This is a genomic window from Hydrogenophaga atypica, assembly GCF_042665215.1.
In the GTDB taxonomy this organism is placed as follows: domain Bacteria; phylum Pseudomonadota; class Gammaproteobacteria; order Burkholderiales; family Burkholderiaceae_C; genus Hydrogenophaga; species Hydrogenophaga defluvii_A.
In genome coordinates this window covers 63348-79096 of sequence record NZ_JBHTCA010000001.1, presented here as the reverse complement: position 1 = coordinate 79096, position 15749 = coordinate 63348, and the positions used below count along the sequence as shown (strand labels likewise).

Here is a 15749-nt window from a genome sequence, read left to right as displayed (position 1 = left end):
CTCTCCTTAGGCAATGATCTTGGCCACCACGCCGGCGCCCACGGTGCGGCCGCCTTCGCGGATGGCGAAGCGCAGACCTTCTTCCATGGCGATCGGGGCGATCAGCTTGACGGTGATCGACACGTTGTCGCCAGGCATCACCATTTCCTTGCCTTCGGGCAGCTCGATGGAGCCGGTCACGTCGGTGGTGCGGAAATAGAACTGCGGACGGTAGTTGTTGAAGAACGGGGTGTGACGGCCACCTTCGTCCTTGGACAGCACGTACACCTCACCGGTGAAGTGGGTGTGCGGCTTGATGGAGCCGGGCTTGCACAGCACTTGACCGCGCTGCACGTCTTCGCGCTTGGTGCCGCGCAGCAGGATGCCGACGTTGTCGCCAGCCTGACCCTGGTCCAGCAGCTTGCGGAACATTTCCACGCCGGTGCAGGTGGTCTTCTGGGTGTCGGCGATACCGACGATTTCGATTTCTTCGCCGACCTTGACCACGCCACGCTCGATACGGCCGGTCACCACGGTGCCGCGACCCGAGATGGAGAACACGTCCTCCACAGGCATCAGGAAGGCACCGTCCACAGCGCGCTCAGGCGTGGGGATGTAGGTGTCCAGCGCGTCGGCCAGCTTCATGATGGCTTCTTCGCCCAGGGGGCCCTTGTCGCCTTCCAGCGCCAGTTTGGCCGAACCTTGCACGATGGGGGTGTCGTCGCCAGGGAAGTCGTACTTGGAGAGCAGCTCGCGCACTTCCATTTCGACCAGCTCCAGCAGCTCGGCGTCGTCCACCATGTCGCACTTGTTCAGGAACACGATGATGTAAGGCACGCCCACCTGGCGGGCCAGCAGGATGTGTTCGCGGGTCTGGGGCATCGGGCCGTCAGCGGCCGAGCACACCAGAATGGCGCCGTCCATCTGGGCGGCACCGGTGATCATGTTCTTGACGTAGTCGGCGTGGCCGGGGCAGTCCACGTGAGCGTAGTGGCGGTTGGCCGTTTCGTACTCAACGTGGGCGGTGTTGATGGTGATGCCACGGGCCTTTTCTTCCGGAGCCGCGTCGATCTGGTCGTAGGCCTTGGCCGCGCCACCGAACTTGGCTGCCAGCACGGTGGTGATGGCGGCGGTCAGGGTGGTCTTGCCGTGGTCAACGTGACCAATGGTGCCAACGTTCACGTGCGGCTTGGTCCGCTCGAATTTCTCTTTTGCCATTTTTCAGCTCCGGTTCAAAAAATGCCGAAATACAAAACTTACAACGGTATTCTTGGTGCCCTTGGCGGGAATCGGACCCGCGACCTCTCCCTTACCAAGGGAGTGCTCTACCACTGAGCCACAAGGGCAATACAGTCACATCGACCGCATATTTGCACACACCAACGCGTCAGACACGTGACAACACTGGAGCGGGAGACGGGAATCGAACCCGCGTCATCAGCTTGGAAGGCTGGGGTTCTACCATTGAACTACTCCCGCCGAGCTTGCGCACACAGCACAAGCACCACTTCCCAAAATCGCTCTAGCGCCATCGCGCACCGAAATACTGATGGTGGAGGAGGCTGGATTCGAACCAGCGTACGCATAAGCGGGCAGATTTACAGTCTGCTGCCTTTAACCACTCGGCCACCCCTCCACGGCAAGCCATAGATTATGCCACGGTTTTTAGGCTTTCGGGCAACCATTGCACAGGGCGTTCGCCAGCCTCGGTCAGAAATCGGTTGGTTTCGGCGAAATGCCCGCAGCCAATGAAGGGCACAGGCGGGCGCAAGGCCGACAGGGGCGACGGGTGGTTGGCACACAACACGTGGTGGCGTGTGGCGTCGATGCGGGCCGCCTTGGCCTGCGCATGGGCACCCCACAACAAAAACACCTTGCGCCGCTCGTGGCCATTGAGCCGGTCGATCAGGGTGTCGGTCAGCACCTCCCAGCCTTGGCCGGCGTGGCTGCCGGCTGCGCCCTGCTCCACCGTCAAACAGGTGTTGAGCAACAACACGCCCTGCTGCGCCCAATGCAGCAACGAACCGTGCACAGGCGGCACAAAGGGCTGGCCAGCCTCGCGGGCCATTTCCTTGTAGATGTTGCGCAACGAGGGCGGCAAGCGAACACCGGCAGCCACCGAGAATGCCAGCCCTTCGGCCTGCCCCGGACCGTGGTAGGGATCTTGACCGAGGATGACCACCTTGGTGTCGTCCAGCGAAGTGAGCGCCAGCGCCCTCAACGGCTGAGGCGGATAGATGACGGCGCCCGCGTCCAGCCGAGCCGTCAGGTACCGCCCCAACGCCTGTCCGGCGGCGTTGGCAAAAAACACCTCGGTGACCGGGCGCCAGTCGGGCGCCAACGCCCACGCCTCTGGCGCCCAGGCCAACAAGCGGTCGAGCGCCACAGCGGGCTGCTCAAACAGCTCGGATTGCCCCACGCTCAGGCCTTCATCTGGAAAACGTCGGCCAAGGCAGCGCCCGGATCGGGGGCGCGCATGAAGGCCTCGCCCACCAGGAAGGCGTGCACGCCGGCATCGCGCATGGTCTTCACGTCGGCGCCTGTCAAGATGCCCGACTCGGTGATCAGCAGCCGGTCCGCCGGCACGCGCGGCAGCAGGTCCAGCGTGTTGCTGAGCGACACCTCAAAGGTGCGCAGGTTGCGGTTGTTGATGCCCAGCAGCCGGGTCTTGAGCTTGAGCGCCCGCTCCAGCTCGGCGCCGTCGTGCACCTCCACCAGCACCGCCATGCCCAGCGAATGGGCCAGGGCTTCCAGCTCCGCCATTTGCTTGTCGTCCAGGCAAGCGGCGATCAGCAAGATGCAGTCGGCCCCCATCACCCGGGCCTCGTAGACTTGGTAGGCGTCCACCATGAAGTCCTTGCGCAGTACCGGCAGGTCACAACTGGCGCGGGCTTGCTTGAGGTAATCCGGGCTGCCTTGGAAGAAGTCGCGGTCGGTCAACACCGACAGGCAGGCCGCACCGTGTTCGGCATAGCTCTGGGCGATGTCGGCAGGAATGAAGTCCTCGCGAATCACCCCTTTGCTGGGGCTGGCCTTCTTGATTTCGGCGATCACGGCCGGCAGGCCTTTGGCGATCTTGGTGCGCAGGGCGCCTTCGAAATCGCGCGTGAGCAGGCGGCTCTCGGCGTCGGCGCGCACCATCTCCAGCGGCTTCTTGCGCTGGGCGGCGGCGATTTCCTCGCGCTTGACGGCGACGATTTTTTCAAGAATGTCGGACATGGTGTTCAGGCTTTCAATGCGTGGGTCTTGACGACCAGTTGTTCCAGCCGCGCCTTGGCCGCGCCGCTGTCGATGGCGGTGCGCGCCAGCGCGATGCCGGCCTGGATGTCGGCCGCCACGTTGGCCGCGTACAGCGCCACACCGGCGTTGAGCAGCACGATGTCGCGCGCCGGGCCGGGCTCGCCACCCAACACGCCCAGCAGCATGTCGCGCGACTGGTCGGGCGTCTCCACCTTGATGGATCGGTTGCTGGCCATGGTCATGCCGAAATCCTCGGGATGGATCTCGTACTCCCGGATCTCGCCGTTCTTGAGCTCACCCACCAGCGTGGCCGCGCCCAGCGACACCTCGTCCATGCCGTCGCGGCCATAGACCACCACCGCGTGCTCAGCGCCGAGGCGCTGCATCGCGCGCACCTGGATGCCCACCAGGTCGGGGTGGAACACGCCCATCAGGATGTTGGGCGCGCTGGCCGGGTTGGTGAGCGGGCCCAGGATGTTGAAGATGGTCTTGATGCCCAGCTCGCGGCGCACCGGCGCCACGTTTTTCATGGCCGGGTGGTGGTTGGGCGCGAACATGAAGCCGATGCCCACCTCGGCGATGCACTGGGCAATGGCCTCGGGCGAGAGATTGATGTGCACGCCCAGGCTCTCCAGCACATCGGCGCTGCCCGACTTGCTGGACACGCCCCGGTTGCCGTGTTTGCTGACCTTGGCGCCCGCCGCCGCCGCCACAAACATCGAGCAGGTGGAAATGTTGAAAGTGTGCGAGCCATCGCCGCCGGTGCCCACGATGTCCACCAGGTGGCGCTTGTCGGCCACGTGCACCTGGGTGGCAAATTCGCGCATCACCTGCGCGGCGGCGGTGATCTCGCCGATGGTTTCTTTCTTCACACGCAAGCCGGTGATGAGCGCAGCCATCATGACAGGCGAACATTCACCGCTCATGATCATGCGCATGATCTTGAGCATCTCGTCATGGAAAATTTCGCGGTGTTCGATGGTGCGCTGCAGCGCTTCCTGTGGGGTGATGGGCATGGCGGTCTCCAATGTGAGAGAAGAAAAAAGGATCAAGGGCGGCTGGACAAAGCCAGCTTGAGCCCAAACGCGATGAACAGGGCGCCAGCCACACGGTCCAGCACCGCCAGGCTGCGTTGCACTGCGGTGGCTCGACGTGCTGTCCAGGCCGCGACGAGCGCCCACCCGACGTTGACCGGGATGGCGTTGACGTTGAACAACACGCCCAGCGCCAGGAAAACCCAGGTGGTGTGGGTGGTGCCGGGGGCGATGAACTGCGGCACAAAGGCCAGGAAAAACAGCGCCACCTTGGGGTTGAGCGCGTTGGTGAAAAAACCGTCGCGGAACACGCGCCACAGATCGGCAGGCGCCTGCGGCACGGCACCGGTGGCCACAGCAGCGCCCAGCGGACTGCCACCACCGCGCGACAGCAAGAGCTTGGCGCCGACGTAAAACAGGTAGGCCGCGCCCACCCACTTGAGCACCGTGAATGCCGTGGCCGAAGCCGCGATCAGCGCCCCCACCCCCAGCGCGGCGGCAAAGATGTGAACGAAGCAGCCGGCGGTGACGCCGAGGCCGGCCACGACGCCCGCGCGGGCGCCATTGCGCAGCGAATGGCTGACGATGCACAACACATCGGGCCCGGGCGTGAGGTTGAGCAGCCAGCCGGCCGCAATGAACAAAAGCAATTGGGACGTGTCTGGCATGGGAAATGGCGATGGGCGCTCAGTACACGCCGCTCGGCGTTTGCGCGTGGGCGGTGGATGGGCCGGCGCCGGCAAAAAAGCCCCGCACCACTTCGATGGCATGGTCTATGCTGGCGGCATCCACATCCAGGTGGGTGACAAAACGCAGGCCAATCAGGCCGGTGGCCAGCACGCCGCGGACCTTGAGGTGCTCCAGCAAGGCCGGGCCACGTCCATCGGCCACGTCCACAAACACGATGTTGGTCTGCGCCGATCGCACGCTCAGGCCATCGATGCCGCGCAAACCGTCGGCCAGGCGCTGGGCCAGCGCATGGTCATCGGCCAGTCGGTCCACGTGGTGGTCCAGCGCATGGTGGGCGGCGGCTGCCAGCAACCCCGCCTGGCGCATGCCGCCACCCGCCATCTTGCGCACACGCAGCGCGCGGGCAATCAACTCGCGCGAGCCACACAGGGCCGAGCCGACCGGCGCACCCAGGCCCTTGCTGAAGCAAACCGACAGGCTGTCGAAGTGGTCTGCGATCTGCCGCACGCGGGCACGTGCCGACTGACCCGGTGCTGCGGTGGCCACAGCGGCGTTGAACACCCGGGCGCCGTCCAGGTGGGTGGCCAGTCCCCGCTCACGCGCCAGCTGGGTGGCGGCCGCCAGGTAGCTGTCCGGCATGGGCTGGCCGTTCCAAGTGTTCTCCAGGCACAGCAGCCGGGTCTGCGCAAAGTGGGGGTCGTTGGGTTTGATGGCGGCGGCGATGTCGGCCAAGGCCATTTGGCCGCCCGCGTCTTGCGCCAAAGGTTGCGGCTGCACGCTGCCAAACACCGCCGCACCACCGCCTTCGTAGCGGTAGGTGTGGGCCAATTGGCCGACGATGTATTCGTCGCCCCGACCACAGTGGGCCAGGATGCCGCAAAGGTTGCTCTGTGTGCCCGTGGGCATGAACAGCGCGGCGGCCTTGCCGGTGATGGCGGCGATGTGGTCCTGCAGCGCGTTGACACTGGGGTCGTCACCAAACACGTCATCGCCCAAGGGCGCGGCCATCATGGCCTCACTCATCGCAGCGGTGGGCTGGGTGACGGTGTCGCTCCTGAGATCGACGGTTTTCATGCGCGCTCCAGAAAGTTCTTGAGCATGGCGTGACCGTGCTCGGTGAGGATGGATTCGGGGTGGAACTGCACGCCCTCGATGTCGAGTTCGGTGTGGCGCACACCCATGATTTCGCCGTCGTCGGTCCAGGCCGTGACCTTGAGCACGTCTGGGCAAGTGTCGCGCCGGATGGCCAGCGAGTGGTAGCGGTTGACGGTGAACTGCGCGGGTAAGCCAGCAAACACGCCTTCTTGTGTGGTGGTGATGACGCTGGTTTTGCCGTGCATGAGCTGCTGCGCGCGCACGATGTCGCCACCAAAAGCCGCGCCAATGCTCTGGTGCCCCAGGCACACGCCCAAAATGGGCAGCTTGCCGGCAAAGTGCCGGATGGCCGCCACCGAAATGCCGGCTTCGGCCGGCGAGCAGGGGCCGGGCGAGATCACCAGGCGGTCGGGCGCGCGCTCGGTGATGCCCTCCAGCGTGATCTCGTCGTTGCGGAACACCTCGACGTCGGCGCCCAGTTCACCGAAATACTGGACGATGTTGAAGGTGAAGGAGTCGTAGTTGTCGACCATCAGGAGTCTCATGATTTTAAGTCCTTGATTTTATTGAATATTTTCATTACACACGGACCCCATTACACACTTCATTACACACATCGGCGATCGATTGCGATGGAGGAAGCGCACGCAAGTGCTGGCACAGGGTAGCAACGGGTTTTGAGTGAAGCCGCAGAGTGCGCCAACGCGGTGTGCCGAGGAAGCGTTTGCGCCGGCATGGCTGGGACAAGTGCGCAGACAAGACGGGCAAGCTTGTACCCCACGGCGGCGCAGCGCGCGGGGCATCAGTTCGACGACGGGGTTGGGATGCTAAGGGCATCGGGCAATCTCCTCAAATCTTGGAGCCGCCGTGCCGGGAAGCCTTCTTGAAACCTTGCCTGCCGGTACGGCGGCAAGGTGCGGTCAAGACCGCAACGACATGCCGCTTCCTATTGGAAGCGCCACCACAGAGCGATGTTGGTCGAAGCAGTACGGGTCATGGTCAGACCAAAGTATTGAATTAAAAAGCTAGAACCCAGTCCGAGCGCACAGGAACGGAATTCCAATAAAACCTTCGGTATTTTACCACGAGCATGGCAGGCAAAGTCCACTTCTTAACAGAACGGCGAGATCACCTTGGACGTCGCCAAGTCAGCGCACTAAAAAAGGGACGAGCGGAAGAGGACCTGGGTATTCGACCTGCGCTGGACAAAGCCGACATAGCCCCCGTCGCTGGCTGTGGGCGTCGTAAGCGCCCCGCCTGCTTGATGGAACTGAAATGCATCCCGAGAAGCGATGCGAGGACGGCTGTCCCACAGTGGAAGCCAGCCGCGTGGCTTAGCCCGTAGATGCTATGTCGATATATCAGGATGCCGAAACAAGCATGACATGCGCGGATTTCTCCAAGTCCCTCTAGACGTGGAGCAGCGGATGCAATCCCGTGCGCCTTGTGAAACCGTGGGGATATCAGACCATATCGAATCGGTCTTGATGGGCTTGACGCACCCCATGACGCTGGCACCGTGAGCGCCATTGTCGAGCGTGCTTCTTCCTTGTTACTCGACGGGCCGGCAACTGGTCAATTCTTGCACATCGAGCAAGAGAGAACCACCTGTGACGGGTGCCATGATCTCTTCTGTCCATGTTCCAGGGCATCGCCCCAGGCATCAACCACAGGCATAACGACACAACAGCCCCTTGGCGGGGCAAGAAAGGAGCCGGTGACGTAGCGCTTCCGAAAGGAGACGAAAACATGCACAAGGAGCCACCACTATCAAAGGTGTTCTATCGTCCCATCGAAGCTGCCATACGGTGGGCTGGGTTGTTGCGGTACGAGGCGGTGATCGTCGCATCGATCGCATCACCGCGTTGTCTGCCGCAGATGTTGGACTGCCCGCGATGGAACGAGTGTCGGCTGTACTCGGAACGCATCTACGACGGTATCCTCAACGCCGAACTGCCCTTCGGCAAGAACGGGATCACGCTTAATGACCCAGATCTGGTGAGTTCACCCGATCTGACCGTCCGCCATGTCGATCTGAAGCGGTGGATGCGCACCCACTATCCCGAGCATCGGCCGGGATTTCTGTTCAGTCGGGGCGAGCGCATGGTGCATCCCTTCATCACCATCGAAACAGGACAGGCAATCCTGCTGGAACGGCTGGCTCTGCAGGCCGCGCTGGACCATAGCCGACGCGAGATGCGCGAACTGCAACAGCAACACGAAGTCTTGCTAAAGCAGTCCGCCGTACTGCTGGCTCCCAAGCAGTGCGTGATCAGTGATCGGGCGGAAACTACATACCTGAACATCATCGGCGGCATGCTGACGCTGATGCTGAGCCAATCCCCATCCGGCGTGCCGTACTCCAGCTTCAAGACGCAGGAGGCCATCGTCACCGCATTGCTCGCCCACTATGGCGGCACCATGGGCATCACGGAGCGAACCTTGAACGGCAAGTTCGCCAATGCCAGGAAGAATGTCCGTAGCGCAGCCGCGTGAATTCTTCCATCTTGTATGTGCAGTCGCGGAGATTGCATTTGCAATGTTTTTCCGCAGCCATGTCTATTGAATAGAGGTCACGCCAACAAACGCCACTGAGCGTTCAGGAGTGACCGCCATGTCGCAAATACCTGTACTGCCACCGCACGAGCGCCGCATCCTGCGGCTCGATGAAGTTGAAGCGAAGTCCGGCTTCAAACGCGCCCACATCTACAACCTGATGAAGAAGCGCCAGTTTCCGCAGGCGTTGCGCCTGGGCGTGCGCGCCGTGGGCTGGGATTCGGTCGAGATCGACCAGTGGATCGCCGAACGCCTCAACAACCGGACCTGACCCGCTCCCCCTCGATTTTCCCATCGCCAAACGGAGAGCGCCATGCAGGTCGTATCCATCATTTCAACGAAAGGCGGCGTAGGCAAGACGACTACGGCCGCCAACCTCGGCGGCCTCGCCGCGGACGCGGGGCTGCGTGTGCTGCTGCTCGATCTCGACGTGCAGCCGACCTTGTCGTCCTATTACGAGCTGGCACACCGCGCTGCCGGCGGTATCTATGAGTTGCTGGCGTTCAACGAACGCGCCCTCGATCAGTTGGTGTCCCGCACCATCATCGCGGGCCTGGACCTGGTGCTCTCGAACGATCACCGGGGTGAACTGAACACGTTGCTACTGCACGCGCCAGACGGACGCCTGAGACTGCGGCACCTGCTGCCGGCGCTGGCGCCGCTTTATGACCTGGTGCTGATCGACACCCAGGGTGCACGCTCGGTGCTGTTGGAGATGGCGGTGCTCGCCTCTGACCTGGCGCTGTCGCCCGTGACCCCGGAAATTCTCGCTGCCCGCGAACTGCGACGCGGCACCATGCAGTTGCTGGAGGACATCGCGCCATACCGGCACCTCGGCATCGAACCGCCATCCCTGCACCTGCTCATCAATCGCGTCCACCCCGTGTCCGCGAATGCACGGATGATCCAGCAGGCGCTGCGCGACCTGTTCCAGGACCATGCCGGCATATGCGTGCTGGGCACCGACGTGCCGGCCATCGAGGCCTATCCGCGCGCCGCAACCCGCGGCCTGCCGGTGCATCGCGTCGAGCATCGCCAGCCGCCGGGCAGAGTTGCGCCCGCCGCGCTCGACACCATGCGCGCGCTCGCTGGCGAATTGTTCCCTCAATGGCAAGACAGATTTGCCCACGTTTCCGGCCGTCCTCCACGTTCTATTGAAACCGGGAGGTCGCATGGCGAACGCACATGAATTGGCCCGTGGCCACAAGCGGCTGCGCGCCCTGATCGAGTTTGCTGTGAGCGAAGGTTGGCACGTCAAGCGCACACGTGGCGGACACCTCAAGTTCACCAAGGCCGGCTGCGCCACCATCTACACCAGCTCAACAGCGAGCGACTACCGGGCGGATCTCAACGCCCGTGCACAGATCCGCCGCGCCGAGCGCGAGGCCCGCATGGCCCGGGCCGTCAACGCCGAGGGATGTGGTCATGGCTGAGATGACCTCCCAGGACATGGCCGGCAAGCTGCTTGCCGCCGGGTTCGAGCGCAGTGGGCCATCGGCCACGGCCTTGAGCGACCCGATCGCCGACACGCCGATGGTCGTGACGCTGGACCAGTTGCGGCCCTACGACCACGACCCCCGCAAAAAGCGCAACTCGGCCTACGATGAAATCAAGGCCTCCATCCGAGAGCGCGGCCTGGACGCGGCGCCAGCGATCACACGCCGTCCTGGCGAGGCGCACTACATCATCCGCAACGGCGGCAACACCAGGCTGGCGATCCTGCGTGAACTCTGGGCGGAGACCAAGGACGAACGCTTCTTCCGCATATCGTGCCTGTTCCGGCCGTGGCCTGCGCGCGGAGAGATCGTCGCCCTGACCGGGCACCTCGCCGAGAACGAACTACGCGGCGGCCTCACGTTCATCGAGCGCGCCCTGGGCGTCGAGAAAGCCCGCGAGTTCTATGAAGCTGAAAGCGGCACCACCCTGAGCCAGTCCGAGCTGGCCCGCCGCCTGGCCGCCGACGGCTTCCCAGTCCAGCAGTCGCACATCAGCCGCATGGCTGACGCGGTGCGCTACCTGCTGCCCGCGATCCCGACCGTCCTATACGGGGGCCTCGGCCGCCACCAGGTCGAGCGGCTGTCGGTCATGCGCAAAGCCAGCGAACGCACGTGGGAGCACTATGCCAAAGGCCGCTCCCTGCCGCTGGACTTCGACAGCTTCTTTCTGGAGGCGCTGTCGCAATTTGATGTCCAGCCCGACGAGTTCTCGCCGCCGCGTGTGCAGGACGAGTTGATCGGTCAGATGTCCGAGCTGCTGGGCATCGACTACGACGTGCTCGCCTTGGACCTGACCGAATCCGAGAGCCGCCACCGCGCCCTGGTCAGCGACCCAACCCCGCCATCGGCGCCGCCGGCATTGCCCGAGCCTGGGGCCATCGCACGGCCGCCGATCGAACCGGCACCGCCCCCCACTACAACTGCACCTTCTGCGGGCCACTCTGCCGACGCGCCGACAAGGCCCCGGGACGATGGGGCCCCGAGCGAGGCATCCGCAGCCAGCCCTGCGGCAGCGAATGGCGGTCTGCTTGACGAGCACATCATCTCTCCGGCACCCACGACGGAGCGGCTCCAGTCCATCCAGCGCATGGTCGCCGACCAGTTGGGCGATGCGCTGCCGCCCGACTTCTCGGCCAACGTCTTGCAGTCGATTCCCGTGCAGGCCGGTGGCCTCTATCCCATCTCGGACATCTGGTATATCGACCCTGGCCTCGACACACCCGACCGCCTGCGCATCCACATCGCGCAGTTCGCGCGCGAGATCGCGGGCGAGGCCGACCTGGACGCGTGTGTCGAGGATCGTTCTGATGGCATCGGGTTCACGTGTCGTGCCCCAGCCCAGGCTTCGTCGCCGCTCGCACGCGCCGTGCTCGCACTACTGGTTTCCCTGGCCGGTCAGCAGCCAGCCGGCGTCGGCTTGGACAGCGGGCAACTCATCACAGACCTGCCAGCGCTGTTGCACGGCCAGGGTCAACGTCGTGACGGCGGGGCCCGGCGATTGAGCGACACCGCGCTGGTCAAGCTGTTTCGTCTGCTGCGGCTGGCCCGGCGCCTGCTGGATCTGGAAGCCGGCGCTGTCGGTCCTGGGATCTGAGCGAGGGAGGCCTGCATGTCCGCACCGAACCCACTCAACCAGGCCGTCATCGCGCAGGCACTCTACGACCTACGCAACGGGCAACTGCGTCGCTGCAAGGCGATGGGGTTCGGCGAGGAAGAGCTGGATGCGCTCAAGCATCCGGCGCTGATCAGCGTGCTGGCCAATGCCAACGTCTCCTGGTGCTCTGTCTCGGTGAACCGGGAAGTGCTCCGGCGATTGCTCAAACAGGCGCAGGACGTGGAGAAGGAGATCGCCACCGTCGATCGCATGCTGCGCCTGGGTGCCAGTACCGAAATGGTGAGCCGCTTCTACGGGCTGACACATCAGGAAGTCGCACTTCGGCGCGAAGTTCTCGGCCTGCCCAAACGCAAGGGGCGCCATCCGGTTCTGGACGAGGAGCAGGACACCGAGCTGTGGCGGCGCTGGAAGGCCGTGACCAGCAGCAGGAACGTCGAGCTGGAGGATGAGACCTCGGTTCTTGATGCGGCAATGGACCTCGCCGAAGGCATGGAGCTGCCGCTGTCGGTGGTCTGGGCTGCGATCAAGAACTGGATCGATCAGGGACTGGGTTGAATCATGGCCGTGGACGACGCTGCACCACGAGCACCACGCCAAGGCCCCGTCGCCCTCGCTGATCTGTTCGACAGCGCACTGAACGACCTTGCGCCGAAACCTCGCCCGCCCGCGCCCGAGCCGGCTCCCGCATCCGCAACGTCTCCTGTGCCCGCAACTGGCGACGGTTTTCTGTTCAGTGGCAATCGGCACGAGAGCGTGCCGCGACGGCTGTTCCTCGACCGACGCCTGACGCCACTTGAACGCAATGCCTGGCAAGTCTTCCGGATGATGCTCAACGAGGATGGCGTCACTGCGTTTCCGACGTATGAGCAACTTCGCCCGTGGCTCGCGTCAACGCCCTGCGCCGGACAAGCCTCCCACGAGACCGTGGCACGGGCGCTGACGCTGTTGCGCCTGACGCGCTGGTTGAGTCTCGTGCGCCGCAGGCGCGACCCCAAGAGCGGACGCATCCTCGGCAACCTCTACGTCCTGCACGACGAGCCCCTGACCCCGTTCGAGGCGATGCAGCTCGACCCGGACTACTTGCAGCTCGTCAGCCACACCCTGGGCCATTCGGCGAGGGCCGTTCAGGTCGTGGGCTTGCACACGCTCAAGGAGATCGCCGAAGACCCGTTGCTGTCTGGCCGCATGCTGCCCTCGCGGCTGCAGGTCCTTGCCGAACGCCTCGCAAGCCAGGGCATCGGGTCGCAGGAGAGTTATCCACAGGAGGACACGGTTCACGATTCCGAAGAAGGGGCGCCGAGCCTTCTTCGGAATTCTGATCAGCCCTCTTCGGATTCCGAAGCAGGGCCGAAACCCGCGTCAGACGGCGCTCTTCGGAATCCGAAGCAGGACCGTACTGTACGTAGTAGTCGTATTAATGAAGTACGTACTACCGCGCGTGAGCGTGGGCAGGTGCGCGCAATGCCGGGAGTTCGTCTGCCTGATCGCTTCCTCAACTTGAAGGAAGAGCAGCAGGCCGGCGCCATGGTGGCATTGCAGCAGGTCGATGCCCCGCTACGCCAGGCAGTGCTGGACGAATGGGCGGATCGCTGTCGTGGCAGCACCATCCGCAACCCGGCAGGCTACCTGTTCGGCATCATCCAACGTGCCATCCGTGGCGAGTTCAACGCATGGGCCAGGCAAGCTGGGTCAGCACCGCCACCTGCCCCTGCACGAGATGCACCGCCTGAGCCACCGCGCAATGTAGTTCCGCCCGAGGTAGCCCGGCAGCACATCGACCGGCTGCGCGACCTTCTGCGCAGTAGCTGAGCGCGACGAGCGACAAGGGCGTGAAGCAGACGCCCGTGGCCGTCAGTAGAGCTATCCCCTGGGGATAGATGTGATGCAAGGCGTAACACCGAAAGACACAGGCTGGGTGCTTCTGTCCACGGTGCTGCAGTAGCGTCCGGTTCCTGAGCGCACCCACCATCTGCGCGAGCAGCGCTCTGTGGCGTTTGATGGAGCTATCCCCTGGGGATAGCTCGCATTGCGGGCCGCCACCACCACGACAACCGGGGACCAGTTCATTTCGGTTTGTTGACTGACTGCCTTCCGCTGCATGCCGATCCTGACCGCTCCTTTTCCCAAGCGAGCGGACACCATGGCAACCAACGAACCTTTGCAACTCAATCTCGGCTCTTTGCGCAGCGCGATGTCGCTGACGCTTCACACCCACCACGCCTCGCGCATCTGGCATGGCCGCGCCGCCACCGAAGGGCGACCCGGCATCGTCGGCCTGAACGGCTACATCGCCGTGATGAACAAGATGAAGCGCGGCTCGGAGCAGGACGACCCCTACAGCGACTGGTGGATGTTGCGCATCGAGGAAAAGCTCGACCAGGCCAAGACCACGTTGCAATCGCTGCGCGAGCAGGTGGACCAGGCATTGGCCGGCGTGCCTGCGGCGTTGAGCCTGGGCGAGAACCTCAACGTGCAACCGGTGAAGCTCCCCTTGTTCGTGAACGCGCAACTTGGCTTTGCCGCGGTCTATCTCCTGGCCGACTATGACGACATCGCCCGCAAGCTGATCCTCGCCCATCACACCGCGCTGATCGATCGCTCGACATTGGAGCGCTGGCTCAACGAAGGTGCCCACACGCTGCGCAGCCTGTTCAGCCTGGCCCAGCAGTACCGCTACTCGGGATGCACCCGCGACGACTTCGCGGCCAAGAACGCCGCAGCGCGGGCGGCGCTGGAGAAGTTCGGCGACCTGCCGCAGGACGTGCTCGAAGGCACTCGCCGCTCGAAGTTTGCGCCGCCCGTCGTGCGCCGCGGCCTACAACAGCGCAGTGATAGCGCTTCCGCAGCCGCACCTCCCAGCGACGAAGGCACTGCCGCCGATCCGGCCGAGGCCAGCACCGGCGAGGACGAACAGGCATGAGCGACCCGAACCGCGAACCTCGCTACTTCCGTGGTCTGGAACAGCCAGCCTTCATGCGGCTGGAACACGCGGCCTCTCTAAAAGGCCTTTTAAAGCCTTTTAAAGGTAAGGGGGACTTCGAGACCTGGGCCAGCCAGTGCTTCGCCATGCGCGACGAGTTGATTGCCCTGGCGCAGCGACAGGTGCTGCCACAGGCGTGCGGGCATCCCTTCCACCTGCTTCCCGTCGAGCTGGCCCAGCAGACCACTGGCGCAGGCACGGCCTTTCTTCGCTGGCGCAAGCATGATCGATCGGCCATGGGCGTGGCCCTGTGGCGGCAACTGATCGCCAGCCCCAGCACGCCGGTCAACCTGCTGCACGACCTGCACACAATCGAATTGCAGCGCATCACGCTGAACATGCAGATCAGCCTGCTGCACACCCTGGGCAGGCAAGCACAGGAATGCGCCAGCAAGGCCGCGCAGGCGGACAACACCTACCTGCGCCGGCTCGCGTCCGTTCCTGTCGCAGTGCGTGATCGGTGATTGCGCCAGCCAGCCGAGCACGCGCCCGAGTCCAACCAGGCACGGGTATTTCAACCACCACGGAGATATCAACATGAGCACACAATTCATCGGCGAGGGCAACATCGGCTCGCCTCCCGAGTACCGCGAATTCCCCAACGGCAACGACGATCCTCGCCGGTTGCTCCGGCTGAACGTGTACTTCGACAACCCCGTTCCCACCAAAGGCGGCGAGTTCGAGGACCGCGGCGGCTTCTGGGCGCCGGTGGAACTCTGGCACCACGACGCCGACCGCTGGCAGCAGCTCTACCAGAAGGGCATGCGGGTGCTGGTCGTCGGCCGCATGGAGCGCGACCCCTGGACGGACAACGAAGATCAGCCGCGTGAGACTTGGCAGGTCAACGCGCGCAGTGTCGGCATCCTGCCGTACCGCATCGAGTCCGTGACCCTCAGCCCGAAGCCACAGGAGGCAGAGCCGAAGCCCCAGGCCACCCAGGAACCAGCGGCACCGAAGGAAACGAAGCGCAGGAAGTGACCCTACATGGAGGGCGGCTGCTGCAGTGCTTCGCCGCCCTCCATGCGCTGCGAATTATCCCCAGGGGATAGCTCCACCAACGTCCA

General features: G+C 64.0%; 17 protein-coding genes and 3 tRNA genes. 10 read left to right on the top strand and 10 right to left on the bottom strand.

All coding sequences use genetic code 11. From position 1 onward, the window contains the following. Window positions 1–6: 6 nt before the first annotated feature. From tuf to ACFQPB_RS00375, 10 genes are all read right to left on the bottom strand, one after another. Window positions 7–1197, bottom strand: coding sequence for an elongation factor Tu (gene tuf, locus ACFQPB_RS00420; RefSeq protein ID WP_382218895.1), 1191 nt, complete (start codon window positions 1195–1197; stop codon window positions 7–9). Between the two features lie 53 nt (window positions 1198–1250). Then, window positions 1251–1325, bottom strand: a tRNA-Thr gene (locus ACFQPB_RS00415). Between the two features lie 59 nt (window positions 1326–1384). Further along, window positions 1385–1458: transfer RNA gene (locus ACFQPB_RS00410), tRNA-Gly, on the bottom strand. 71 nt (window positions 1459–1529) lie between these two features. Further along, a tRNA-Tyr gene (locus ACFQPB_RS00405) sits at window positions 1530–1615 on the bottom strand. A 15-nt stretch (window positions 1616–1630) separates the two neighbouring features. After that, complete coding sequence (locus ACFQPB_RS00400; RefSeq protein WP_382218893.1) at window positions 1631–2398, bottom strand: uracil-DNA glycosylase; 768 nt, start codon at window positions 2396–2398, stop codon at window positions 1631–1633. 2 nt (window positions 2399–2400) lie between these two features. Beyond that, window positions 2401–3198, bottom strand: a complete 798-nt coding sequence (gene trpC, locus ACFQPB_RS00395; RefSeq protein WP_382218891.1) for an indole-3-glycerol phosphate synthase TrpC — start codon at window positions 3196–3198, stop codon at window positions 2401–2403. 5 nt (window positions 3199–3203) lie between these two features. Next, window positions 3204–4235: an anthranilate phosphoribosyltransferase gene (gene trpD / locus ACFQPB_RS00390; protein WP_382199690.1), complete on the bottom strand. Its 1032-nt coding sequence runs from the start codon at window positions 4233–4235 to the stop codon at window positions 3204–3206. Window positions 4236–4267: 32 nt separating this feature from the next. Next, the gene (locus ACFQPB_RS00385) at window positions 4268–4921 is read right to left on the bottom strand and encodes a LysE family translocator (RefSeq protein ID WP_382218889.1); all 654 of its coding nucleotides are present in this window, start codon (window positions 4919–4921) and stop codon (window positions 4268–4270) included. A gap of 19 nt (window positions 4922–4940) precedes the next feature. Next, complete coding sequence (gene ltaE, locus ACFQPB_RS00380) at window positions 4941–6017, bottom strand: low-specificity L-threonine aldolase (RefSeq protein ID WP_382218887.1); 1077 nt, start codon at window positions 6015–6017, stop codon at window positions 4941–4943. Then, a complete protein-coding gene (locus ACFQPB_RS00375) occupies window positions 6014–6583 on the bottom strand; it encodes an anthranilate synthase component II (RefSeq protein WP_382218885.1) in 570 nt (189 codons plus the stop codon). Before ACFQPB_RS00375 ends, ltaE begins: the two co-directional genes overlap by 4 nt. Before the next feature lie 1204 nt (window positions 6584–7787). On the opposite strand from ACFQPB_RS00375, the gene ACFQPB_RS00370 reads away from it, so the two are divergent. From ACFQPB_RS00370 to ACFQPB_RS00325, 10 genes are all read left to right on the top strand, one after another. Beyond that, window positions 7788–8534: a hypothetical protein gene (locus ACFQPB_RS00370; protein WP_247735662.1), complete on the top strand. Its 747-nt coding sequence runs from the start codon at window positions 7788–7790 to the stop codon at window positions 8532–8534. Window positions 8535–8652: 118 nt separating this feature from the next. Next, entirely contained in the window at window positions 8653–8865 is a 213-nt protein-coding gene (locus tag ACFQPB_RS00365) for an AlpA family transcriptional regulator (RefSeq protein WP_009876569.1), read from the top strand. Between the two features lie 42 nt (window positions 8866–8907). Further along, window positions 8908–9783 (top strand): ParA family protein, encoded by an 876-nt coding sequence (locus ACFQPB_RS00360; RefSeq protein ID WP_247735661.1) that lies wholly within the window; start codon window positions 8908–8910, stop codon window positions 9781–9783. Beyond that, window positions 9767–10027 carry a hypothetical protein gene (locus ACFQPB_RS00355; protein ID WP_247735660.1) on the top strand — a complete coding sequence of 87 codons (261 nt, stop codon included), beginning with the start codon at window positions 9767–9769 and terminating at the stop codon, window positions 10025–10027. The genes ACFQPB_RS00360 and ACFQPB_RS00355 overlap by 17 nt, the downstream gene beginning before the upstream one ends. Next, entirely contained in the window at window positions 10020–11684 is a 1665-nt protein-coding gene (locus tag ACFQPB_RS00350; RefSeq protein ID WP_247735659.1) for a ParB family protein, read from the top strand. Before ACFQPB_RS00355 ends, ACFQPB_RS00350 begins: the two co-directional genes overlap by 8 nt. Before the next feature lie 15 nt (window positions 11685–11699). Beyond that, window positions 11700–12260 (top strand): DUF2857 domain-containing protein, encoded by a 561-nt coding sequence (locus tag ACFQPB_RS00345; protein ID WP_073664028.1) that lies wholly within the window; start codon window positions 11700–11702, stop codon window positions 12258–12260. A gap of 3 nt (window positions 12261–12263) precedes the next feature. After that, entirely contained in the window at window positions 12264–13514 is a 1251-nt protein-coding gene (locus ACFQPB_RS00340; protein WP_247735658.1) for an STY4528 family pathogenicity island replication protein, read from the top strand. 331 nt (window positions 13515–13845) lie between these two features. Next, a complete protein-coding gene (locus ACFQPB_RS00335) occupies window positions 13846–14625 on the top strand; it encodes a PFL_4669 family integrating conjugative element protein (protein WP_247735657.1) in 780 nt (259 codons plus the stop codon). Continuing rightward, window positions 14622–15149 (top strand): DUF3158 family protein, encoded by a 528-nt coding sequence (locus tag ACFQPB_RS00330; RefSeq protein ID WP_247735656.1) that lies wholly within the window; start codon window positions 14622–14624, stop codon window positions 15147–15149. Before ACFQPB_RS00335 ends, ACFQPB_RS00330 begins: the two co-directional genes overlap by 4 nt. Window positions 15150–15222: 73 nt before the next feature. After that, on the top strand, window positions 15223–15663 hold the full coding sequence (locus tag ACFQPB_RS00325; protein ID WP_023106357.1) for a single-stranded DNA-binding protein: 441 nt from the start codon (window positions 15223–15225) through the stop codon (window positions 15661–15663). The last annotated feature ends 86 nt before the right edge of the window (window positions 15664–15749 follow it).